The organism is Salinispira pacifica, from assembly GCF_000507245.1.
Classification (GTDB): Bacteria; Spirochaetota; Spirochaetia; order DSM-27196; family Salinispiraceae; genus Salinispira; species Salinispira pacifica.
This window is the reverse complement of the sequence record NC_023035.1, coordinates 3,152,620-3,176,288: the sequence shown is the minus strand read 5'-3', so window position 1 is coordinate 3,176,288 and position 23,669 is coordinate 3,152,620. Positions and strand designations below refer to the sequence as shown.

Below are 23,669 nucleotides of genomic sequence, written 5' to 3'. Positions count from 1 at the left end.
CCCGGGAAGAGCTTGATTCCAGGTTCTCCGCCTCCTGATCTTCAGTTGTATCCCGATGGTTCACCTCAGCAGGTTCCCCGCTGAACCACTTCAAGGTCCAGAAAAACTGTCTGGTTTTCCCGTTCACCTTCAGATTCCAGGATTTCCTTCAGCATGCTTCCTGCCAGCTGCCCCGAATAATCCAGGTGCTGATTCACCGTACTCAGGTTGAGATATTCGGCCATATCCAGGTTATCGAAACCCAGGATTGCAATGTCCCGGGGAATGCTCTTGCCCAGTTGTCCGGCGGTTTGAATTAATTTCGCTGCGATGAGGTCGGAGGAGCAGAGAACCGCCTGGGGATGTACTGCTCTGGAAAAGAGATTGCTGAACCATTGGATGAGAGAATTATCGCCGATCTCCCCCATATAGATGAAGTCCTCGACCTTGGGAGTCTGGGTTGCCTCAAGGGCATCCAGAAAGCCTCTGAGGCGCTGGGATGTTGATTCCAGGGTGAAGTCGTGGAAGGACCGTTCGCCGGCAAAGGCAAGAAGGGTGTAGCCCCGCTTCATCAGGTAGCCGGCCCCCAGGTATCCTCCGCGGTGATTATCAACGGCCACCGAGGAAAAGCCCGGCAGGATGTTTTCCACGGATACCAGAGGCAGCCCGGATTCCTGCAGAACCTGTATACGGTCCGGCGGAATATTCAATGACAGAATAATCACCGCATCCACCCGTTCTCCCGCACAGATCATGTCTATGTGCTCTTCCAGCTGACGCCGGCTTTTCACCGTATAGATGATCAGCTCGTACTCCCCGGGGTTCAAGCTCTGACTCACACCGCGGATTCTCTGAACAAAGGATGCTTCTGTGAAAAAGGGTGTGATTACCGCAATCCGGTTCATCCGCTGTCTGGCCCTGGCCATTGCGTCTGCCCGGGGAACGAAGGAGAGCCGGGAAATCGCATCCAGAACCGATTTTCTGGTGCCTTCGTTAACCTTGGCCGGTGCGTTCAGCACCCTGCTGACGGTACTGATGCTCACTCCCGATTCCCGGGCTACGTCATAAATTGTCGCTTTTTTCACCATGCAGCGCCCCCGGGAGTCAGCTGTGGAATGAGTATGAAAGTGCTTTCATAAAACCTGCTTTCATGATAGTGTATTTTTGCGTATTGTCAAGATAAATCAGGGAGGAAACGTGGGCGCTGAAAATATATCGTTTACCGATTATGAAACCATGTGGCGGAATGTGTATGAGGGAGTGGTTCCCGACGGAAGGTGGAAACAGGAATGCCGTGAAACCTGGGAACTGCTTCAGGCCTCAGGAGCTCCCGGCAGGGTGGTCCGCAAGACCGACCAAGCATCCTCCCTCCCGGCAACTCATCCATGGTACGAAGACCTGGTGGTGTATGCCCTCTATGCCCAGCATTTCAATGAAAACATCAGCGGCATTATTTCCCGTCTTGATTATCTTGCCGAGCTGGGGGTGAATTGCCTCTGGCTTCTGCCGGTTCTCTCTTCGCCCATGAAGGACGAAGGGTTCGATATATCCGATTACCGTTCCATTAGAAAGAATCTCTTCCAGGAAGGTCTGGATGAGCTGAAACGGAGAGAAATCTTCGATGAATTTATCCGCAAGGCTGCGGAGCGGGGAATAGCCATCATATTCGATGTGGCGGTGAATCATGTGAGCAGTCAGCATGACTGGTTTCAAAACGCTCTGAAAGCTGAGGACAACCCATACCGCGATTATTTCATCTGGTCCGAGGATAACCGGGGGTACTCCCAGGCCCGGATTATCTTTAAAGGGATGCTGGATTCAAACTGGACGTATTCCCCTGCAGCCGACAAGTACTACTTTCACCGCTTTTATCCCCATCAGCCCGACCTGAATTACCGGAACCCCAGGGTCCTGTCTGAAATTATCCGGGTGTTCAGCTACTGGATCCAGCGGGGAATCCGTGGGTTCCGGCTGGATGCTGCACCGTATCTCTGGAAGGAAGAGGGAACCAACTGCGAAAACCTTGGGAAAACCCATGATATCATCAAAATTCTCCGGAAAAGCGTTGAGCTGATTCAGGAGGATGTTCTTCTCCTTGCAGAGGCCTGTCAGCCTCCCAGGGAGGTGGTGAGTTATTTCGGTGATAACGACGAATGTCAGGCCGCCTATCATTTTCCCCTGATGCCGAGAATGTACCGTTCCATTCTCCAGGAATCAGCCGAACCCATCGTGGATGTGATGAAGCCGGGGGTAACCCCCGCCATATCCCGGGAAAACCAGTGGTTCACCTTCCTGCGGCTTCATGATGAGCTCACCCTTGAGATGGTGAGTCCGGAAGAGCGGGAATTTCTCCACGGAAAGCTCTGCAAGCGTCCGGAGTGGGATTTCCGGAACGGCGAAGGGATTTCAGCCCGTCTTGCTGAGCTTTTCGACACTCCCAGGGAAGTGCTCTTCGCCCATCTGCTCCTGCTGGGGATGAGCGGAAACCCGGTGATTTATTACGGAGATGAGGTTCTTGAGGGGAATAATGTTGAGTTCGCCCGGTATCAGCAGGAGCATACCGGTTTTGTGGACAGCAGGAACCTGGTGCGGGGGCCTCTCAACTGGAACCGGATCGACGGACGCCTGGCTGACGGCTCCAGCGATGAGGCCTGGCATTACCGGAACATGGCGGCTGCAATCCATTGCCGGCTCTCCCATCCGCAGATATCCAATGCGGCTGGGGAAGAGCGCGAGGTGATTAATGATAGCCGGGGCTCAGCCATCGGCCTGAAGCTGATAAAAGAAGACGGATTTGAACTGTACTATAACCTGAGTCAAAGCCGTGAGCTGAGCATTGAGCTTCCGGCTTCCCACCGTCCCATACTCAGCTGGAGCGGATTACGGGAAAATGACCTGGAATCTGAAGTGAATCCCCATGACCCTGAGGCCGGAACAGTTCCCTCGGGAGATCCGAAAGAAGCTTCCCGGATTCAGCTTCCGCCCCGGGGGGTATTGTGGGTTTCTGTATAAGATGACCGGCGATACAATCGCCGGGGTCTATGATCATGCTCCGCAGGGAGCACGGCACGCTCCGCGGGAACCATCCCAGGATCCGCGTGGACCATTGCACGCTCTGCGGGCAGTATGGCGGGTACCCGCGGATACCATGGCCCTCGGTTGCACAGAATTATTCGTCCTTCCGGGCGATCTCAATCTGTTTCTCCAGCTGTTCAAAGTTTCTGCCGTTCTGTTCGCCGATTGCGGTGACCTGGGAGCTTTGATCCAGAATCCTGGATGCAAGTTCCTCCAGCTCGGTAACCGCTACGCGGATTCGCTCTCCCATCTCCCTGAGCTGGGTGTTCTGATCGGTATTGGCATCAATCTCCCGCTTCATGGTTTCCATCGAACGGTTAACCAGGCCGTTGCTTTGCCGTAAATGTTCAATGGAACCGTTAATATCGCCGGTTCCCTCGCTGAGCTCGGCCATTCCGGAAATGAGTTCCATGAGAGCCTGTGATACATCTTCAATGCTGTCGTTAATACGGGAAAATGCTTCCCGGAGAATGGTGCTGTGTTCAGTGGCCTGGGCGATCTTTTCATTGCTCCCCACCAGAGTCTCACGGATTACCCGGGAGTTTTCCTGGGTTTCCTCCGCCAGCTTCCTGATCTCATCGGCCACGACGGCGAAGCCCTTGCCCGCATCTCCGGCGTGGGCGGCTTCGATGGCGGCGTTCATGGCAAGCAGGTTGGTCCGGCTTGATATTCCTTCTATTACCTCAATCACTTCCACGATGCTCTCGGAGCTCCGGGTGATCTCCTTGAAGTCGTCGATGGTTTCCTCAACCTGGTCCATGCCTTCACGGGACATTTCAACCAAGGAGTTCATGAGCTCCTGCTTGCTGGATGCGTTGTCGCTCATGTTCCGTATTTGCGCACTGATCTGTTCGATGGCGCTGGAGCTTTGATCAATGGCGTGGTTCTGCCGGGTCATGTTATCCGCAACAGTGCGGTTCGCGTCTTCCATCTGGCGGTTGCGCTGTTCGCCGGCATCCATACCTTCCGAAAGGGTTGATATTTCCTTCTGGATCTCTTCAACCCGTTCCGACATGGACTGGGCCACATCAAGGCTCTGCTGCGCGGTGGACGTCAGCGTTTCTCCCACATTAAATGCCTGGGTGGTGGACTGAAGCACATTATTGATCCGCTGGTAACGTCGGGTGTCCCGATCAGCCTCCTCCTCCAGAAGCCTCAGAGAATTATACTGATTACGGAACACCTGGAAGCTGAAATACGAAGCCGAGGCGATTAGAGCAAAGGAGATCACATAATTCTGAAGGAGATGTTCCCCGTTTCCCCCGGCCTGCAGGGTGGGGGAAATATACAGAATAAACAGCAGAAAATTCACCAGGAAGGTGAGGATGAGCATGAGGATCACCTGTCGGTTTCTGTAGGCGAGAATCGGAGTGGTCACCAGAACCGCCAGCTGGTAGGCGGCAAGCTGGAAAACGGCGTTGATATTCTGCATTGAGGGAGTGCGGAAATTCAGCACGAAGAGTGCGATGGGGGCTATCCAGAATGTGATGAGCAGCATGTAGCTTACAAACTTGAATTTCCCCCGGTATATGAGCACAGTCCCGGAAGCAAGCAGTCCGGCAATCAGCCATTCCCCCAGGGCAACCATAATACTGCCCTCGCTGAACCGGATGGCACCCATGGTGATAAACATTGCCGGAATGACAATGCAGATTAGAAACAGTGTCACCGCCTTCTGCTGGATGGTAATACTGCTGTCGTCATAGATATGCTTGATTTTGTCAGTAAGTTTCATGAATGCTCCTGAACGGAAGATGAGATAATACAGCTGTGTATTAATTACCTCCATTTGCGTAATACAGTATAGTTCATCTGGAATTATTCATGCCAGGTATTTGTATGCCGTATATGCGAAAGGGCTTCTGTTTTTCCCTGACACTGGCCCTGCCGTAATCTTTCAGCTCAAGGTTCCGCAGTATCTTTTTGTTTAGCTCTTTCAATAGATCTTCACTGATGATGATATCCGAATCAAGTTTTCGTGAAATGCTTTGAAGCCGGGATGCGGTGTTCACCGTATCTCCGACGGCGGTAAAATCCCTGCGCTGCTGGCCGCCTATGCTGCCGAAGACCACATCCCCCCGGTGACCGAAGCCTTCATCTATGGGGATTTTGCTCTTTTCCAGGCTCTCCCGGGTCAATGCAGGGGGAAGGTAGCGTTCCAGCTGCTGCTGAATGCTGTTCAGCCGAACCATATGTGCTACACGGCGGCTTACATATGCAGAAATGAGGGGCATGGCCAGCGCCGGCGCTGTGAACAGGGCGCTGAGCGGCACAACCCGCTGAATATCAGCTTGAAACTCTCTCCTTGAGAGAAGAACAAAGACGGTGGCGAAGCCCGCGTTGAACATGAGGAGGGTAAAATAGCTGGATCCGACGGAAAATCTCAGCAGATCCAGAATAATAATCAGATATTTGTGAGCGGGCTTATAAAAGCGGATGAATAGCCGGGATCGTCCCAGCCACCAGATATCCGCCAGCATGAAAATCGAAAGCCCCAGCAGGATGAGCAAAGGAAGCAGTTGAGGATACAGAGAAATTCCTGACGCAAGGCTCCGGGCGGCACTCACCGCCAGAAGAATCAGGATGAATCCTGTTCTGAACAAAGATATCCGCAGCTCCGCCCGGTACTCTTCCCTGGCAACCAGATATGCGGTGCGCTCTCCATCTTTCCGTAAATTGGCTCTCATGTAGTACTTCTCCGGGTCTCCTGGGGTCGGGTCGGATTTTAACCTGTTCCCGGCAAATTTGCGAAATGCCTTTCCAGCAGGGCAATGGTGTCTTTCAGGGGCAGGGGTTCGCCCAACGCCATGCCCATGAACAGATCCGATCCTGATTGGTTGAGAAGATCCCATAACTCCTCGGTTTCCACGCCTTCCAGAACCACCTTCTTGTTCCGGACATGGCCCAGCTGGATTGCAATTTTCAGAAATTCCATGCTGCCTTCGTCATGGGAAACGTCTTTGAGAAAGCTTCTGTCAACCTTCAGATAAGAAGCGGGAAGCTCGCTGAGATAGGTCAGGGACGAGTGACCGGTTCCGAAATCATCAACCATCACCCCGATCCCGGATTTCTGGAGCTTCTGCATTTTGGCAGCATTAACCGAGAAGTCGGACATGATCTCATTTTCCGTAAGCTCCACCCGGAGTCTTGCGGGATCGAAGTCCCTGCCCATGGCAGTTTTCAGACTGTCGAGAAAAAAGTCGTCATTCAGGTCCTGGGCAGAAATATTGAACGAACTGTATACGGGAAAATCCGATAGCTCGTTTTTCTGGTGCTGAATTACTTTGTACATTACCCATTTGGTGATATTTCCGATGATCCGGCTGTGAACGGCAATGGGGAGGAAACTGTCCGGGGTCATTAATCCTCTTTGGGGATGATTCCAGCGCAGGAGGGCTTCCAGGCCGATAATTTCCCGGGAATCATTCACTATGGGCATGTAATATAACTCAAGCTCCTGTTCCCTGATTGCACGATTCAGATCCCCCCTGATCATCAAGCGTTCCATAGCTCTGTCATGGAGTTCGGGATTGTACATCATGTACGGAACTTCCTGTTCAACCGCCCTGTTCAGAGCGGTCTGAACGTTGCTCAGCAGCAGATCTTTCGTCTCGCCGTCATCCGGAAACATGGCGATACCTATGGAAGGGAGAAGGTGGAGCACGGTTTCTCTGGTATGGAAGGGAATTGCAATTTGATCTTCGATTCTCTGGGCGATGATCAGCAGGTCGCTCTTCCAGGCGTAGCGGGTGACCATGGCAAGGAGCCGATCCGCGTCAATCTGAAACAGCAGATCATTATCCCGCAAACTGCTGCGGATGGTCATGTTCAGGTGATCCATAATGGTTTCTGTGATGCCGTTGCCGTAGAGAGCCCGCAGTTCGCTGAAATTCCGTATCTGGATCATGAAGAGGGCAAGCCGCTGGTCCCGGGGATCTCTGCCGGAATGTTCAAGCTCGGTTTCCAGCAGGAGGTCCAGGGAACGGGTGGTATCCATTTCCGGCGAACCTGCCGTCTCCCGCGCTCTGAGATACAGGTATACTCCCACTACCTGGGTCTGAGCCATGATGGGAATAAATCTGCGCTGATACAGTCTCCGGGTGTTCAGGGGCATCAGCTCGGTTACGAAGGCCCTGCCTTTCCCGGCGGCTTTTTCGAACTGGGAGAGCAGGGGGTCTTTTTCCGGAAGTTTGGAGGCCACATCCGTGATGGTTTTTCCCGGTTCGCATTCTTCATCAAAGAGGTTACGGGCAGCCGTGTTTGAAAAAATGATATCGCCGTTCACGGTGAAGGCCAGGGTGGGATCAGGACTGCCGTCCAGGGCGAGTTTCATGATCTGCTTAATGTTCATAGCTTCAGACATGTCCATTCCTTCTGATAATCATAATGCACCTTCTGCGGTAAAAAAAGGGTGAATTGAAAAAGCTTTCCGGTACTATGAAAAGCCTCCGGATACGTTGTACAAAAGAGCTGTGAAAGATCTTACTATCCATGAAATTATCAGCGCAGTGGATCCCGCCACCCGAATCCCCTATGGAGTTTCCCGGTATTATGCCTCATTGGCGGAAAATGAGAATCCCGACTCCGATCCGATTGCCGCTCAATATATTCCCAGGCCCCAGGAGCAAATCACCCTTCCTGAAGAGTCCAGCGATCCCATTGCGGACGAACAGTACAGCGTAAGTCCCCGGGTCATTCATCATTATCATGACAGAATTCTGATCCTGGTGAATGACCGCTGCGCAACCTACTGCAGGCATTGTTTCCGACGGCATTTCACCGGAAGTTCCGACGGGCGAATCTCCTCTGGTGAACTGGATGCCGCTGCTGAGTACCTGAAAAAGACCCCCCAGGTCCAGGAGGTTCTACTCAGCGGCGGCGATCCTCTGATGATGTCCGACAGGGAGCTGTCTGAAGTCATTATCATGCTGAAAAATGCAGTGCCCGGGCGAAGACTTCTGTTCAGGCTGGCAAGCCGAATGCCCGTGGTGCTTCCATCCCGCATCACCAGGGATCTGGTCCAGACCCTCTCGGCCGCAGCGGATAAACGCCTGTGGGTGGTTACCCATGCAAATCATCCCCGGGAGCTCACTCCGGAGTTTGAACAGGCGGTATCCCGGTTTGTGGACGGTGGAATCCCGGTCCTCAATCAGGCGGTTCTACTCAGGGGAATCAACAACTCGGCTGATACCCTGGAAGCGCTGTTCCGGGGCCTGATCCAAATGAGGGTGAAACCCTATTATCTTTTTCAGGGTGATTTGGCTGCCGGTACATCCCACTTCCGCACCGGCATCAATGAAGGGCTCGATCTGATGGATGAACTTCGATCCCGGCTTTCGGGAATGGCCATGCCCACCTATGCTGTGGATTTACCCGGGGGAGGCGGAAAGATTCCGCTCACCCGGGAAACCGTGTCGCAGGATGGTGATGCCGGTTATATACTGAAAGACCGGCAGGGCCGGGTATACCGCTATCCCCGGGAGCAGCATGCTGGTTAAAGGCCCGGTGATTTGCTATACTTCGCCCTCAGTTGTATGTTTAAACTGCGTATGGGTTATCTGCCGGCTTCCAAAAAGGCGGAAAGGATGTATACATGGCTGAAACCGGGCCGCTGTTCCCGGGAAACGCAGATTTTCTGGGCGGAAAATTTATTATCTCAGAGGCGGAACTTACCGACCCCAATTTCCAGTTCACCGTGGTGCTGATTATCAGCCATGACAGCGCCGGTGCCCTGGGGCTCGTGGTGAACCGTCCCTCCAACAGCACCCTGGGGGACCTCTTTCCCGAGCAGTTCGGTGATCACAGTGCATCCCATATTCCGATTTTCGTGGGAGGACCTGTACAGCAGGAATATATTTTTCTGGTTCAGCAGGGACTTCCGGAAGATTATCGAAGTGAGGCCGCCATATTGATTCACGACAACATCTATTTTGAACCGGATGTTCGACCCGTCCTTCAGTTTATTCACGACAGCTGGGATGATCTTCCCTATACCCACAGACCCAAGCTTCGGTTTTTCGCCGGATATTCCGGCTGGGCAAACGGCCAGCTGGAGGCGGAGCTGGACCAAAAAGCATGGGTAACCCAGCCGTCCAGCAGCGATATTATTTTCTCACCCAATCCGGAGGTGGGCTGGAGGGATGCACTGAAAAAAAAGGGCGGCCTGTACTGGATCATGGGAGAAACCGGATCCAAGCCCTCCATGAACTGATCGTAGGTATGCACCCCCACCGGGCGTCCGGTCATGACAGATAAGGTTTTCAACATTCTTTGGGGCTCTCTATTCATATTGCAGAGCTTGAGCCGAGCTGATACATTCATTCATCCATGAATCGGGATCAAAATACCCCTGCAATCCACAGCATCGTGGTTGAAACGAAAAACAGCGGAATCTCTCTTCTCCGGCTTCTCAGTTCCCGGTTCACATACCTTTCCATGGAACAGTGGATCGGGGAAATTGAACAGGGGCGGGTGAGAGTGAACGGCCGGGAATGCGGCTCCCAGCGGATTATGGAAGCCGGAGAAACCATTGAATATCTGCCCCGTGGGATACGCGAACCTGATGTGAACGGCGACTATCGGATTATTCACCGGACCGCCGATTATCTTGTCATCAATAAACCTCCGAACCTGCCTTCTCATCCCGGCGGCATTTACCGGAATAATACTCTCTGGAGCATGCTGAAAACACGTTTTCCGGAGGTGACCATGGTGAACCGTCTCGACCGGGAGACCAGCGGAATTATTGTGGCCGCCCTCACCCCCCGGGGAAGATGGCTGTTTCAGAGTGAAGAACGTCGATACGGACAAATAAAGAAATACCTGGTAATGGTTCACGGGCGGATAGAAGATTCCTTCGACGCCGACGGTTGGATATTCCAGGACAGGAGCAGCATAATCCGGAAAAAGCAGCGGTTCTCTCCTTCGTTTCCTGACGGCATCCCGGCCAAAAGCGCTGAAACACGCTTCAGATCCCTTTGTTCCAACTCGGAATACTCGCTGTTGGCGGCGGAGTTGCGAACCGGCCGTACCCATCAGATCAGAGCCACACTTTCGAGTCTGGGCTATCCGGTGGTGGGAGACAAGATCTACGGTCCCGAGGAGGAAATTTTCCTGAGGTTTATCTCCGGTGAACTTGAGAACGCTGACCGGGAAACGCTGATTCTGGATCACCAGGCTCTTCACAGCGCAGTGTTATGTTTCCCGCCGGATGCATCCCAGAAGAAATCAGACTCGGGGGCGGCAGACGGTCAGGGGAGAGAATGCTTTGCAGCTGCCCTGCCTGCTGATTATTCCGGCCTCATACAACGGGAGTTCTCGCTGAATTTGCGCGATCCCGGGGAGATTCGCCTGTTGTGTCTCTAAAAACTCTTCATATATCTCAATCAGGCAGGATTCTGCAGAGGGGAGACCTTCAGCGGAGTCTTCGCATACTGCGTAATCATCAAATTATGCCTCCATATACCACCGGACACGGCATAGCAGCGGATATTTTTGATGACTCGGGCAGGCAGTTTGAAGTCGAGCTCGATTTTTACGACGGGGATTTGATACCGGGCTGCAGCTGCGGCAACGGCGGTTTCTGCGTTCATACCTCGGCTCTGCTCATACGTGCTGCCATTGACGGGTTGATCCCGGGTATGGATGAGTCCCGGATAAACGATTTTAGAGAAGTCCTGGAAGGCCGGGGCGGCACCGGGACGATGGGAAGTTCTACGGAGGCTGACCTGTTTCAGGAGGATCTGTTTTCTTTTCCAGCCTCCCCGTCCCCCCACCATGTGTCAGAATCCGGATCACGGGCAACCGCGGCGGACAGGGCCGAACCATCCGGCTATCCGGGTGGAAGATCCGGGGGAGATTCTGTTGAAAATACCGCTGATCAATCTGATGAGGAATCGACTGAGAAATCAACTGAGAAATCAACTGAGAAATCAACTGAGAAATCAACTGAGAAATCTGCAGACGGAATCGTTGCCGATGCAGATCCGGCGGGGCCGGCGGGCGAACACTCCCCGGCACCGGATTTCAGCGATCTGAGACAGGGTGATGAGGGTGTCCGCCCTCTGCTGAGAATTGAACAGAACAGCGGCGGCACGGGCATACAGCTGTTTTTCCGTTATGGAGATGCGGAAGTTTCGTACCGCTCTGCCGCGAAAAAGCAGAGTCCGTATACCGGGTCTGATGAATCGGACCAGGAGGGAATTGTCCGGGATCTGGAATTTGAGGAACGGTTTTTCACCCGCCTGAAAGAACTGATCAATCCCGATCTGGTGTACGAAAGAGGAATTTATGCAGACCTGTTCAAAGACGGCCCCGCACATGATTTCCAGATAGACCGTGATGTTGCGGACTTCCTGATCCACCGGGGCAGAGCTCTCCTTGACGAGAATATCCCCGTTCTGGTGGAAAACCGGCCGGTGTATTCCAGGGGCGAACTCTCCCTCTCTATAGAAAACGACCTGGATATGCTGGGGATCAAGGTTTCAGCCCTCACTCCCGGGGGGAAGCACAACATTCAACATAGTTCAGATGCGGATATTCCCGGTCTGCTCAGTACCTCGTCTGCGTATGTGATCCTGAAAGAACGGGATCTGAAGCAATTGGAGTATCTGAAGCGGAGGGGTATGGATACCCGGGGTGTGCTCCAGACTTCCTCCCTGAATATGGTACTGCTGGACAGAATCTATTCCCAGCTGGATACGGGTGATCAGGAACAGCTGCGTCACGTACTGGAAATGAAGAATCTGCTGGAGGATGTGTCCCGAATCCCTCTCTGTGATCAGCCGGCGGGTTTGAAAACAGAACTCCGTACCTATCAGCATTACGGATATTCATGGCTGGAATACATGGTATCCAATGGAATGAACCCCTGTCTGGCGGATGATATGGGGCTGGGAAAAACCCTTCAGACGCTCAGTCTGCTGTTACGGCGGAAAGAGATGTCTCAGTTGGGCACGGCACTGATAATTACCCCGGTGGTTACAATGGCCAACTGGGCTGCAGAGGCCCGTCGTTTTGCCCCCTCTTTGAGTATTATGAGACATGAGGGGGGCGGAAGAGCCCGGGATGCGGCGGAACTTCGGGAGTACGACGTGGTTCTTGTGAGCTATCAGACGCTCAGGAATGATCTTTCGGTATTGCTGGATGAGACATGGAATTTTGTCATTCTGGATGAAGCCCATTACATTAAGAACATACAGTCCCAGGTGTTCAAGGCGGTCCGGTCTCTGAAATCACGCCACAGAGTGAGCCTGACCGGCACACCCATAGAGAACTCAGTAATGGAATTGTTCGCCCAGATGGACTTTCTGAATCCCGGAGTTCTGGGCAGTCCCCGCAAATTCTACGGCCAGTTTTTCCGGGGAATTCAGCGGGAAGGTGATGAAAATCTTCTGGATGAACTGAAGGAGCTTGTGCGCCCTTTTATTCTCCGGCGGACGAAAGATGAAGTATTGGGAGAACTGCCCGGGAAAGAAGTGATAGTGCGCTATGTTGAAATGGAGGATGAACAGCGCAGGATGTACGATGAGGCCCGTCTCAGGCTTATGGAGGAGATTCAGCAGGAGAGCGACGCCCGTCTCAAAGGAAGTCTCATGTTTCAGTCCCTGCTCAGGCTGAGACAGCTTGCCATCCACCCGCCTCTGGCGGATCCGGCGTACCGGGGGGTGGGATCGGCAAAGATGGATGCCCTCCGGCTGCTTATGTCTGATATTCTCAGTGAAGACCATAAGGTGCTGATCTTCAGTCAGTTTATCGGAAGCCTGGAAACAATTGCCGGATTATGCCGGGAAGAAGGCTGGAAGCATGTGCTGCTCACGGGAAAAACCCGGGAGCGGGACCAGGAAGTGCAGCGCTTTCAGAATGATCCTGACACCCGGGTATTTCTTTTAAGCCTCAAGGCCGGAGGCGTTGGTATCAACCTCACTGCCGCCGATTCGGTCATTATATTCGATCCCTGGTGGAATCCTGCGGCGGAACAGCAGGCCATAGACAGGGCTCACCGGATGGGCCAGACGAAAAACGTGAGCGCATTCAAGCTCATTGTGAAAGAAAGCATAGAAGAGAAGATTCTGATGCTTCAGCAGCAAAAGAGTACCCTTGCGGATGAAATTATTAATGGCGGCGGCAGTCTGCTGAGCCACCTCAGCAGGGAAGAGATGATGGAGCTGTTCCGCTGATCTTGCCCATGAAGCGGCCGCAGCGCAGTACAATAGGAGAAACATATATGGAAAGCCGATCATTCGGAGTGGAATTACAGAAACTGGAAAAAGCAGCAGGCCAGCTTGCGGTGTATCATCAGGAAGAGATCCCCGGAGATTTCTGGCACGGCTACCTGAGCGCAGTGGCGTTGAGCCCGGTGGCTCTGCCGGAAAACCAATGGCTTCGCTCCATGGTGCACAAGGAGTCCTCTGAAGAGACCGCCGAACTGGAAGAGGACCTGAGGACAATGCTCACCGGGGTCATTGAGGCACTCCATGAGCAGCGGTTCACCCCCTATTTCCCCGGGAACATGGAGAGCTGGCGGGAGTGCAGGCCCTCCCAGTGGTGCGAAGGATTTCTCACCGGCAGCAACCTCTGGCCCGAGGATCTGCAGCGGAAGGCCGGGGAGGAACTGATTGCTCTGACCCTTCCTGTAGTGATTTTTCTCAACCCCGACGAGTACTTTCACGACCATGCACCTTATATGAACGAAGATGAGCGGGAAGAATTGATGGATCAAAGTTTTGCATTTCTGCCCAAGGGGCTGTATGAGATCCCCGGGCTCTGGGATGAAGTTCTGAAAGACGTTGAAGACGAAGAGGATGAAGATTACGACTTTCTTCATCTAAACTGAAATCCTTGCCATCCGGTGAAATTCATATCAGAATACGTATGTGAACATCTTTCAATTGTTTTCCAACAGAAAAACGGAGTGAATGGATGAAAACGGTCGACCCGGTACTTCTTCTTCAGCCCGGCTACTCATTTTTTGTTTCCTGGGAACTGGCTGCGGGAATCGGCGAGGTTTTCGATGCACATGGAATTCCGTGGATCAGCGTGAACGGCGGGTATCTCCTTGAGGAGAATTATCCCGTTGAAAATGTTGGAGAGGAGAGCATTGACGGCTGCGGAGACAAGGATTCCGAGCTGCCGCCGGACCCGGGCGGGGGAGAATCCGGAAACTGGATTTACCAGCTGAGTTCACGGGTTCCCGCATCCGGATTTATTATCTATGGAGGCGGACTGGCATACCGGGAACAGGAAGGGCTGCTCCGCTCAAAAATCATCAACCCGTTGTCCGGCAGACCTGTGGTGAATGTGGGCAGCGAGCTGGAAGACCTGCCATGCATCAATGCGGATAATTACCGGGGCATGTACGATTTGGTCTGCGGGCTTGTCACCACCGGAACATTCAAAAACCCGGCATTCCTGGCGGGACCTCCCGGAAATATTGAAGCAGAAGAGCGGTACAGAGCGTTTCTGGATGCCCTTCAGCACGCTTCCATGAAATTTGATCCCGAATATTATATTCAGGGGGACTTTACCTCCTTCACCGCCCGGTCCCGGATCCATGATTTTCTGCATAGCGGCAAGGAATTACCGGATCTGATTGTATGTGCCAACGATTTGAGTGCCTTCGGCGCTTCCCAGGCCCTTTCCGAACATTCCATTTCCATTCCTGAAGATGTTATGCTCAGCGGATTTGATGATTTTGAATATGCATCTGCCATGAATCCCCCTCTTTCGACGGTGCAGTTTCCCATCAGAGAAATGGGAAAAAAGGCTGCGGAAACCATGCTTGCTCTGATCAATGAACAAGAGTCTGGGGCCGGAAATACGGAGGAACACCCAAACTCCAAGGAAAAGCCTGAGGCTCTGGATAGCCGGATTGCCTCTGTGCCTGTTTTTCGTCCCTCCACAGGCCATGCGCTGAAAGGCACTCAGGTAAACCGGGCCCGGGAGCTGCTGCTGGGAGATTTGAGGATCAAGGAACGTCAGCAGTTCCGGCTTAAGTTTACAAAGATATTGCTGGAACAGCCCAGACTCAGCCGATGTTTTCCCGAGCTTGCGGACACTCTGATGTATGCCGGAGTCCGGGTGCTGCTGGTGATGCTGCAGAATGAGGAGTCCGGCGATGAGCAGCTTCTCAGGATGGATCAGGGCTTCTATGTTGATACCTCCTGCGGAGAACGGCGGGTGGTCCTTCTTACTCCCGATACCCGGAAAATCCGCCGGGGCGAACGGCTGTTACCACCGGATCTTTCCGAAATAATCTGCACCCCGGCTCACCGGATTCATACGGTCCCCCTTCAGCATAACAGCACCCCCCTTGGATACATCGTGGCAGCGGTAACTCCCGATGCCTTGGATCTTCCTGAGCATATTGCCTATGAACTCTCCGGATACCTCTACCGTTGGACGCTCATCCATCAGGCATCACAGCGGGAACGGGAACGGGAGGCACTCCTGGATGAGCTCCAGCATGCACAGAGAGAACTGAGCCGGGTCGAACGCCTCACCGAGATGAGCCGCCTCATTGCCGGGGTGGGACATGAGCTGAACACTCCCATCGGCTCCAGCATCACACTGGCATCCTTCCTCCAGGACCGAAGCCGGGAAATCCTCGGATCATTTGAACATGAGATCTCTGCTGATGCGGATCAGGAATCGGTCCGGCGGTCGTCTGAGAATCCCGGGGAGGCATACGGAATAGGTGAGGTTATCAAATTCCTGCATCAGGTGGGGGAAGCCTCCGACTCCCTTCAGAGAAATCTTCGCAGAGCTGGGGATCTGGTGGATACCTTCCGCTCATTGAGCGTACAGCCGGGGCAGCAGAAACTCAGCAGATTTCGCCCCCGGGATGTGTTTGACATTCTGTATAGCCGAAGCACCTCAACCCGGGGGGCAAACCTGGATATGCGGATTGACTGTCCTGAGCAGCTGGAGGTGTATAATGATGCGGAAGCTCTGGAACAGGTATTTCAGGAGCTGATTCATAACAGCATTCAACACGGATATGAATCGGCACAGAAGGGTGAAATTGGGATCCAGGCGGCGGTCCGGGGCGAACAGCTTACCATCCGTTACGAGGACGGCGGAGCAGGAGTTTCCCAGGGCAACGTGAACCGTATATTTGAACCGTTTTTCACCACCAAGAGGGGCAAAGGCCTGGTGGGAATGGGACTTCATCTGGTGCATAATCTGGTTCAGTATCATTTGAAGGGAGTAATATCTGTGAACAGACGGCAGGGCGGCGGCCTGCTGTTTCTGATATCTGTTCCTGTTGAGCATCCGGGGACCTGAGGAGCCGCCGCATGCAGGATTCTGAAGACCGGTATCTGAACGATTATTTTCAGTTGAAAGACAAGGAACTCCGGGAACTTTCCATCGGAATCGCCGAAGGCAGGACCCTGGTGGACCGCCTCTTTGACAGTTCCCTGAAAATCCGGTCAGTGTTAAGCACCCCGGCAAACCGCACACATTATGAGAAATTGGCCTCCCCGGAATGCCCGGTGATCATCCGGGAGCCCGGAGAGATCGGCGGTATCGTGGGGTTTAAATTCCACCGGGCGGTGCTGGCTGCGTTTCAGCGGCCGGAATTTACGCATCTTGGCTCCATCGGGTCTCTTCTTCACGCCGCTCCCGGGAAGCGTCTATTTGCAGACTGCAGCGGCATTCAGGAGGGGAGCAATCTTGGTGCGATAATCCGCAGCGCCCGTGCGTTCAACCTGGGCGGCATCATTCTGGGGCCCAAATCTGCCGATCCCTTCAGCAGAAAGGCTGTGAGGGCCAGTGCCGGCTGGGTGTTCTCCATGCCCCTGCTCTATACCCATGAACCTGAAACCGATATTGCAGAACTGAAAACCAAAGGGTTCCGCCTGCTTGCTGCGGAAACGCGGGAACACGGAGCTGTTGATCTTTCCGGGTACCGATCCGGAATGAACGGCGCCGATCAGTCCCGGGAAAGCAAGCCTGGCCCGGCTGAGATCCTTCTGCTGGGTCATGAATTCACCGGGATCCGGCCTGCTCTGCTGAAACAGGCTGATGCCCTTCTGGAGATTCCCATGAATGAGGATGTTGACAGCCTGAATGTGGGAGTTGCTGCGGGAATATTTTTCTATGCCTTGAGCCGGGCTGCAGGTTCATAGGCGGGACGCAGATGCCGCCAAACCATACAGGAGATATAGTACATGAGCCATCAAAATTCTATTGAGCCGGACAAGTTTTTCGACCTGATTAATGACCCCCGACGGGGAAACCGGGTAACCCGGGCATGCATTACCATCGCAGATCCGGAATCTTTGAATTTCCGGGGCCAGGGGAAGACAGAATCTTCTCCGGTGCCGGTGCTTGTGAAGGATAACATAGACACCGTTGAGCTGGGTAACAGCGGCGGCAGCCTTGCGCTGAGAGATGTGCCGGTGCAGAAAGATGCCTTCATTGTTGGAAAGCTGAAGGAGAAAGGCGCCGTTGTGGCGGGTAAGACCAACCTCAGCGAATGGGCCAATTTCCGGTCCACCCGCAGTGTAAGCGGCTGGAGCTCTGCCGGAGGGCTTACCCGCAACCCCCACGCTCTGAACCGCACAGCCTGCGGTTCCAGCTCCGGTTCAGCAGCGGCGGTGGCCGCAGGATACACCGAAATGGCAATCGGAACGGAAACCGACGGCTCTATTATCTGCCCGTCGGCGATGAACGGAGTGGTGGGGCTGAAACCCGGTGTGGGCAGGGTAAGCCGAGGCGGAATTATTCCCATATCCGGCAGCCAGGATACCGCCGGTCCTATTGCCCGAAGTATTGCTTCAGCTGCCTGGCTCCTGTCCGCAATCGAAGGAGAGGATCCGGAGGACGCTGCAACTCTTCTGAACGAACGGGAAGGGGCAGACTCACCGGAGGCATTTTTGGGGATGAGAGATTTACGCGGCATCCGTGTGGGGGTGCTGAAAAAGCCCGAAGGCTTTGATCCCGGGGTTCTGAATCTCTATTTTTCCCGGATTTCCCGGATCAGGGAGCTCGGAGCCGAGCTTATCGAGCTGGATGGATTACCAGGGGGAAAGGAACTGAACGAGGCCGAGTTCACCGTTCTGCTCTGCGAGTTTAAAGATGATATTCGTGATTATTTGAGCCAAAGGCGCAGCGGTTCGGGTTTTGCAGATCTCGGCGATGTAATGGCCTATAACACCAAACATGCCGCGGAGGTGATGCCGTTTTTCGCTCAGGAACTGTTTGAGATGTCCTGGAAGACTTCCGGCAGGGCAGACCAGTCATATGCAGCCGCCCGGGAAACCTGCGCCCGGCTTGCGGTGGAACAGGGCCTGGCTGCCATGTTTGCGGCACATACGCTGGATACCCTGGTTATGCCTTCCAATAATCCCGCATGGCTCATTGATCCGGTTCTGGGGGATTGTGCCAGAGGAGGCAGCAGCAGTCCTGCGGCGGTGAGCGGCTGGCCCTCTCTTACCCTGCCCATGGGAGATCTCTACGGCCTCCCTCTGGGATTATCCCTGGTGGGGAAACCCTGGAGCGAAGCCCGTCTCCTTGGAATCGGCCACTGTCTGGAGAAGGATTTCCAGGTAAACACCCAACCGGGCTTCCGTCCTTCGGTGTTCACCCCGGATGATCCGGGATTGCACCCCGCCTCACAGGCACAGTAGACGGATATTCGCCGCTGCCCCTTGAGCCCGCCGCAGTCCTGGGGGCCGCCGCTGCGGGCGATGAGCCGGTGTTCCGCCGGCATCAGTCAAGTTTCAGCAGGCGCTCCACCGGTCCCTGGATTTCCATGCCTGCGCCGTTGCTTTCAGCTTCCCAGAGCAGCTCGGTCCCGGAATACAGAGTGAGTCTTATGGTTCCGGAGACCGTTTCTTTAATGCGCCTTTCCATGTTTCCCCGGGCCGGCGCAATGAGTTCCCGTCCCCCGTCGGTAATCCCCTGAACGGCCAGCCGGAAATTGCCGCCCCGTTCTTTGTCTGCGATCCGGCAGTCAATGCGCCGTCCTTCGCCGGAAATACGGGTGCTGCGGATTTTCCGGCGGCTGTAGGTTCCGAACACTGTGCCCCGGGGTGCGAACTCGGGATGGCGGAAAAAGCCCAGCTGCCCCGGGAAACCCCGTGAACCCAGGGGAATATGGGCGTAGCTGAGCATAATGGAGGCTCCGGAATCCGAAAAATGGTTTGCCTGCATCCAGATCCATGCGTGGGGAAACGAACTTCCGAAGTCTTTTTCAATATATCCCCGTCCGCCCTCTGCGGAGAGCATCGTGGATTCTGCAGTTTGTCCGGGAAGGGTAATGCGGATGCCGCCGTGTAAGCGATGATCCATGGAAACAAGTCCGTGGTAGCATTCCATGCCGGGGATGTAGCTGAATGGACCCATAATGCCTGGCCGAAGAAGGGTTGGCGGAAGCATGCTGACTTCGGAAAAGCCCACTCTGCCCTGATAAACTCCCCGCGGACTTTCCAGATCCAGCTCAAGTCCCTGAAGGCTGAAGAGATTTCCGGCAATCCGGATGTTCAGCGCATTTCGGTCTATGCTGAGTGTATCCAATGAAAATCTGATGTAGCAGCTTCCGAGAACTGAATCATTGATCTGAATAAACGCATGAGGGCTTGATCCAAGACTTACTCCGGGAATCAAGGCAATTACTCTGCCGTCTGAAAACGTCTGTTTGAAGTACCAGCCTTCAAAGTATCCCCGTTTGGAGCCTTCATCCCCCAGTCGGCCGGTGTCCCCGTCTGTGGCTGATACAGCTTCTGCGCCGGCCGGGGAGGGCAACCGGGAAACGTCCAGGGGCGGCCCCTGGTACAGATGTGATCGAAATGGTTTTCTCATCCTTCAAGTATACCGTTTTCTGCCGGTTGCGCACAAAAAAAGCCCGGGAGAATCTCCCGGGCCGGATTTTGTTCTGAATGACCGGTGCTTGCCGGTCATCACGAATATCAGAATGAAAACTGCCGTTAGAACGGACGGTCGGCCATGTAGCGCAGCTGCTTGTATTCAAGCTCAATATCTCGCTTTGCATGCTCAAGATATTTGGCGGCAGCTTCCGGGTTGGATGCCTTCAGACTCCGGAACCGGATCTGATCGTACATATAGTCTTCCAGATCGATCTTGGGCTCCTTGCTGTCAAGCTGAAGGGGATTCTTACCCGCTTCCGCCAGCTCAGGGTTGAACCGGTAGAGAGGATACATGCCCGAATCAACCGCAGCCTTCTGATGCTGCATACCCTGCCCCATGTCCTTAATACCGTGGGCGATACAGTGACTGTAGGCCATGATAATGGAGGGACCGTCGTATGCTTCCGCTTCCTGAAAGGCTTTGATTGTCTGGATGCGGTTATATCCCATGGAGATCTTTGCCACATAGACGTAGCCGTAGCTCATGGCAATGGCTCCCAGGTCTTTCTTTTTAGTGGGTTTACCGCCGAAGGCGAACTTGGCGATTGCACCGGTGGGACTTGCCTTGGACATCTGGCCGCCGGTATTGGAGTACACTTCGGTGTCCATTACCAGAATATTCACATTCTTGCCTGAGGCGATTACATGGTCCAGGCCTCCGAAACCGATGTCGAACGCCCATCCGTCTCCGCCCAGGATCCATACGGATTTTTTCACCAGGTAGTCTGCCACGGAAAGCAGCTCTTCATTGAATGCATCGGACTTCTTCCTGAGAATCTCCTTCATCGTGCCCACGGCGACACGCTGGGATTCGATCAGTTCTTCAGTTTCCTGGTTGTTGCCAAGGATTTCGTCAGCCAGGGCCGCATCGATAACTTTCTGATCCTTGGCCTTGGCAACCAGTTCACGGCTGTACTCACCCATTTTATCTGCGGTGAGGCGGTATCCGAAACCGAACTCTGCAGCATCTTCAAAGAGGGAGTTTGACCAGGCGGGACCTCTACCGTCAGCCCGTGTGGTGTAGGGGGTTGTGGGCAGGTTACCGCCGTAGATGGATGAACATCCTGTGGCATTTGCGATCACCGTGCGGTCGCCGAACATCTGACTGAGAAGTTTCACATAAGGGGTTTCACCGCATCCTGCACATGCACCGGAGAACTCAAAGAGGGGTTCCAGAAGCTGACTTCCTTTGGTGTTTTTCTTGTTCACCTTATCCCGGGCAATATTGGGGATGGTCAGGAAGTACTCCCAGTTTTCTTTTTCCTGATCTCTCAGGGGAGCCTGGAGCTCCATGTTGATGGCTTTCCGGTCGGTTTTGTTGCCGTCGGCGTCTTTGGCGAAGGCGGGACAGATGTTCACACATGCGCCGCAGCCGGTACAGTCTTCGGGAGCTACCTGGATGGTGAATTTCATGCCGGCAAGGTCCTTGCCTTTGGCATCGCAGCTTTTGAAGGTGTCCGGAGCTTTTTCCAGGAAGCCGTCATCATATGCTTTCATCCGGATGGTGGCATGGGGACATACTGCGGAACAGTCTCCGCACTGAATACATACCTGAGGATCCCATACAGGGATGCTTTCGGCAATATTCCGCTTCTCGTATTTGGTGGTGCCCACAGGGAAGGTTCCGTCATCCGGCAGTTTTGAGAGGGGGATCTTGTGTCCCCGGTTTGCCATGATTTCTCCGGTCACTTCCTTCACAAATTGGGGTGCTCCATCGGGAATAAGAGCGGGTTTGGTGATTTTGCTGCTGGCGGTTTTGGGATAGTCAACCTGTTCAACATGACTCAGGGCTGCATCAACGGTGCGGATGTTGGCATCCACAATGTCTTTACCTTTTTTGGAGTAGGTTTTGACAATCGCATCTTTAATCAGATTCACCGCTTCTGCTTCCGGAAGGATTCCGGAAATTTTGAAGAATGCGGTCTGCATAATGACGTTGATACGGTTTCCCATACCCATCTTTTCCGCCAGGCGCATGGCATCGATTACGTAGAATTTCGCTTCTTTTTCGATGATCTGCTTCTGTACCTCAACGGGAAGTTTGTCCCAAACCTCATCCTTGCTGTAGGGGCTGGCCAGGAGGAAGGTTCCTCCCTTCTTCAGCATGCTGAGCATCTCTACCTTTTCCAGGAACGCAAATTTGTGACATGCAATAAAGTTTGAGTCCTGAATGAGGTAGGTGCTGCGGATATGCTTGGGTCCGAAGCGGAGGTGACTGGCTGTCGTTGTGCCCGCTTTTTTGGAGTCATATACGAAATAGCCCTGGGCGTAGTTGTCAGTGGCTCCGCCGATAATCTTGATGCTGTTTTTATTGGCCCCCACGGTTCCGTCGGAACCCAGTCCGAAGAACACTGCCCGGTGCACGTCCTCACTCTCGGTGATGAAGCTTTCATCGTAGGGCAGGCTGGTGTTTGTTACATCGTCGTTAATCCCAACGGTGAAATGGTTCTTGGGAGTCTTTGCTGCAAGGTTGTCGAATACCGCCTTGATCATGGCAGGGGTGGTTCCGTGCTGCTGGAGACCCAGACCGTGGCGGCCGCCCACAACTGCGGGATATTCCTTGAAGGCTGCGCTGCCCTCAGCCATTGCTTCGCCGATGGCCGTACGGACATCCTCATACAGGGGTTCACCCAGTGAGCCGGCTTCCTTGGTCATGTCCAGGGTTGCGATGGATTTAACCGTTGCAGGAAGAGCGTCGATGAAGTGCTTCGTGCTGAAGGGGCGGAACAGATGAACTTTAACAAGTCCCACTTTTTCGCCCTGGGCATTGAGATAATCTACGGTTTCTTCGGTGGTTTCAGCTGCGGATCCCATAAGAATGATAATCCGCTCTGCATCCGGTGCACCGTAATAATCAAAAATTCTGTACTGACGGCCGGTAAGTTTCGCAAACTTATCCATGGCGTTCTGCACAATTTCCGGTGTGGCGTCATAGTATTTGTTCACCGTTTCCCGGCTTGCGAAGTACACGTCGGGATTCTGGCTGGTTCCCGTGATACTGGGGCGTTCGGGATCCAGACCCCGTGCCCGGTGAGCCTGAACCATCTTCATATCGATCATTTCCTTCATGGTTTCATAGGAAACTTCCTCGATCTTGTGAACTTCATGACTGGTCCGGAACCCGTCGAAGAAATGCAGAAAGGGAACTCTGCTTTCAAGGGTGGCGGTCTGGGCTATGAGGGCATTATCCATGGCTTCCTGGACGTTGTTGGAAGCCAGCATGGCAAATCCGGTGGAACGTGCTGCCATGACATCCGAATGATCCCCGAAAATGCTCAATCCCTGGGCGGCGATGGCCCTGGCGGCAATGTGAAAGACTGTGGGGGTCAGTTCACCTGCAATCTTGAACATGTTTGGAATCATCAGAAGAAGGCCCTGGCTGGCGGTAAAGGTGGTGGTAAGTGCACCTGTTGCCAGTGCGCCGTGTACTGCTCCGGCGGCTCCTGCTTCACTCTGCATCTCTACTACATGGGGTGTAGTACCGAATATATTCTCCTTGCCTTTGGCGGAGAACTCATCTGAAAGCTCACCCATAGGAGAGGAGGGGGTAATCGGATAGATGGCGATTACCTCGTTGGTTGCGTGTGCAACGTGGGCGACTGCGGCGTTTCCGTCGACAATCACCATTTTTTTATCTGACATAGTGATCCTCTTTTTCGTGGTTTTTGATGGCACTATTTTTTGGTACACACTCATAATAAACCGTGGGAAAGGAGTTTGCAAGAGAGTAATTGTGTCAGAAAT

General features: G+C 53.7%; 15 protein-coding genes. 9 read left to right on the top strand and 6 right to left on the bottom strand.

From position 1 onward, the window contains the following. Window positions 1-65: 65 nt before the first annotated feature. Window positions 66-1,067 carry a LacI family DNA-binding transcriptional regulator gene (locus tag L21SP2_RS13860; RefSeq protein WP_024269190.1) on the bottom strand — a complete coding sequence of 334 codons (1,002 nt, stop codon included), beginning with the start codon at window positions 1,065-1,067 and terminating at the stop codon, window positions 66-68. 109 nt (window positions 1,068-1,176) lie between these two features. On the opposite strand from L21SP2_RS13860, the gene L21SP2_RS13855 reads away from it, so the two are divergent. Beyond that, complete coding sequence (locus L21SP2_RS13855; RefSeq protein ID WP_024269189.1) at window positions 1,177-2,991, top strand: alpha-amylase family glycosyl hydrolase; 1,815 nt, start codon at window positions 1,177-1,179, stop codon at window positions 2,989-2,991. A 157-nt stretch (window positions 2,992-3,148) separates the two neighbouring features. Here the strand turns inward: L21SP2_RS13855 and L21SP2_RS13850 are convergent, their stop codons facing one another. The 3 genes from L21SP2_RS13850 to L21SP2_RS13840 form a co-directional block, all read right to left on the bottom strand. Continuing rightward, on the bottom strand, window positions 3,149-4,789 hold the full coding sequence (locus L21SP2_RS13850) for a methyl-accepting chemotaxis protein (protein ID WP_169730485.1): 1,641 nt from the start codon (window positions 4,787-4,789) through the stop codon (window positions 3,149-3,151). Between the two features lie 73 nt (window positions 4,790-4,862). Further along, window positions 4,863-5,741, bottom strand: coding sequence for an adenylate/guanylate cyclase domain-containing protein (locus L21SP2_RS13845; RefSeq protein ID WP_024269187.1), 879 nt, complete (start codon window positions 5,739-5,741; stop codon window positions 4,863-4,865). 38 nt (window positions 5,742-5,779) lie between these two features. Further along, window positions 5,780-7,417, bottom strand: coding sequence for an EAL domain-containing protein (locus L21SP2_RS13840; protein ID WP_024269186.1), 1,638 nt, complete (start codon window positions 7,415-7,417; stop codon window positions 5,780-5,782). 109 nt (window positions 7,418-7,526) lie between these two features. On the opposite strand from L21SP2_RS13840, the gene L21SP2_RS13835 reads away from it, so the two are divergent. The 8 genes from L21SP2_RS13835 to L21SP2_RS13800 all read left to right on the top strand — a co-directional run bounded on the left by L21SP2_RS13835 (window position 7,527) and on the right by L21SP2_RS13800 (window position 18,686). Next, the gene (locus L21SP2_RS13835) at window positions 7,527-8,552 is read left to right on the top strand and encodes a KamA family radical SAM protein (protein WP_244437931.1); all 1,026 of its coding nucleotides are present in this window, start codon (window positions 7,527-7,529) and stop codon (window positions 8,550-8,552) included. 95 nt (window positions 8,553-8,647) lie between these two features. After that, complete coding sequence (locus L21SP2_RS13830; RefSeq protein ID WP_024269184.1) at window positions 8,648-9,265, top strand: YqgE/AlgH family protein; 618 nt, start codon at window positions 8,648-8,650, stop codon at window positions 9,263-9,265. A 116-nt stretch (window positions 9,266-9,381) separates the two neighbouring features. Continuing rightward, window positions 9,382-10,419: an RluA family pseudouridine synthase gene (locus L21SP2_RS13825; protein WP_024269183.1), complete on the top strand. Its 1,038-nt coding sequence runs from the start codon at window positions 9,382-9,384 to the stop codon at window positions 10,417-10,419. A gap of 86 nt (window positions 10,420-10,505) precedes the next feature. Beyond that, window positions 10,506-13,232 (top strand): DEAD/DEAH box helicase, encoded by a 2,727-nt coding sequence (locus L21SP2_RS17555; RefSeq protein ID WP_053335710.1) that lies wholly within the window; start codon window positions 10,506-10,508, stop codon window positions 13,230-13,232. Window positions 13,233-13,279: 47 nt separating this feature from the next. After that, the gene (locus tag L21SP2_RS13815) at window positions 13,280-13,888 is read left to right on the top strand and encodes a YecA/YgfB family protein (RefSeq protein ID WP_024269181.1); all 609 of its coding nucleotides are present in this window, start codon (window positions 13,280-13,282) and stop codon (window positions 13,886-13,888) included. Window positions 13,889-13,974: 86 nt separating this feature from the next. Next, window positions 13,975-16,338 carry a substrate-binding domain-containing protein gene (locus L21SP2_RS13810; protein ID WP_024269180.1) on the top strand — a complete coding sequence of 788 codons (2,364 nt, stop codon included), beginning with the start codon at window positions 13,975-13,977 and terminating at the stop codon, window positions 16,336-16,338. A gap of 11 nt (window positions 16,339-16,349) precedes the next feature. Beyond that, entirely contained in the window at window positions 16,350-17,183 is an 834-nt protein-coding gene (locus L21SP2_RS13805; protein ID WP_024269179.1) for a TrmH family RNA methyltransferase, read from the top strand. Window positions 17,184-17,225: 42 nt separating this feature from the next. Then, on the top strand, window positions 17,226-18,686 hold the full coding sequence (locus tag L21SP2_RS13800; RefSeq protein ID WP_024269178.1) for an amidase family protein: 1,461 nt from the start codon (window positions 17,226-17,228) through the stop codon (window positions 18,684-18,686). Window positions 18,687-18,768: 82 nt separating this feature from the next. Here L21SP2_RS13800 and L21SP2_RS17550 read toward each other — a convergent pair whose 3' ends face one another. Both L21SP2_RS17550 and nifJ read right to left on the bottom strand, forming a co-directional pair. Continuing rightward, complete coding sequence (locus tag L21SP2_RS17550; RefSeq protein ID WP_144083016.1) at window positions 18,769-19,860, bottom strand: hypothetical protein; 1,092 nt, start codon at window positions 19,858-19,860, stop codon at window positions 18,769-18,771. Window positions 19,861-19,985: 125 nt separating this feature from the next. Continuing rightward, complete coding sequence (nifJ, locus tag L21SP2_RS13790) at window positions 19,986-23,567, bottom strand: pyruvate:ferredoxin (flavodoxin) oxidoreductase (RefSeq protein ID WP_024269176.1); 3,582 nt, start codon at window positions 23,565-23,567, stop codon at window positions 19,986-19,988. Window positions 23,568-23,669 lie beyond the last annotated feature (102 nt).

What these genes read in the sequence shown, in the direction of transcription:
- L21SP2_RS17550 (WP_144083016.1), bottom strand. Translation starts at nt 19,860, where the DNA reads ATGAGAAAACCATTTCGATCACATCTGTACCAGGGGCCGCCCCTGGAC.
- L21SP2_RS13815 (WP_024269181.1), top strand. Translation starts at nt 13,280, where the DNA reads ATGGAAAGCCGATCATTCGGAGTGGAATTACAGAAACTGGAAAAAGCA.
- L21SP2_RS13800 (WP_024269178.1), top strand. Translation starts at nt 17,226, where the DNA reads ATGAGCCATCAAAATTCTATTGAGCCGGACAAGTTTTTCGACCTGATT.
- L21SP2_RS13840 (WP_024269186.1), bottom strand. Translation starts at nt 7,417, where the DNA reads ATGTCTGAAGCTATGAACATTAAGCAGATCATGAAACTCGCCCTGGAC.
- L21SP2_RS13830 (WP_024269184.1), top strand. Translation starts at nt 8,648, where the DNA reads ATGGCTGAAACCGGGCCGCTGTTCCCGGGAAACGCAGATTTTCTGGGC.
- L21SP2_RS17555 (WP_053335710.1), top strand. Translation starts at nt 10,506, where the DNA reads ATGCCTCCATATACCACCGGACACGGCATAGCAGCGGATATTTTTGAT.
- L21SP2_RS13845 (WP_024269187.1), bottom strand. Translation starts at nt 5,741, where the DNA reads ATGAGAGCCAATTTACGGAAAGATGGAGAGCGCACCGCATATCTGGTT.
- L21SP2_RS13825 (WP_024269183.1), top strand. Translation starts at nt 9,382, where the DNA reads ATGAATCGGGATCAAAATACCCCTGCAATCCACAGCATCGTGGTTGAA.
- L21SP2_RS13860 (WP_024269190.1), bottom strand. Translation starts at nt 1,067, where the DNA reads ATGGTGAAAAAAGCGACAATTTATGACGTAGCCCGGGAATCGGGAGTG.
- L21SP2_RS13850 (WP_169730485.1), bottom strand. Translation starts at nt 4,789, where the DNA reads ATGAAACTTACTGACAAAATCAAGCATATCTATGACGACAGCAGTATT.
- L21SP2_RS13805 (WP_024269179.1), top strand. Translation starts at nt 16,350, where the DNA reads ATGCAGGATTCTGAAGACCGGTATCTGAACGATTATTTTCAGTTGAAA.
- nifJ (WP_024269176.1), bottom strand. Translation starts at nt 23,567, where the DNA reads ATGTCAGATAAAAAAATGGTGATTGTCGACGGAAACGCCGCAGTCGCC.
- L21SP2_RS13810 (WP_024269180.1), top strand. Translation starts at nt 13,975, where the DNA reads ATGAAAACGGTCGACCCGGTACTTCTTCTTCAGCCCGGCTACTCATTT.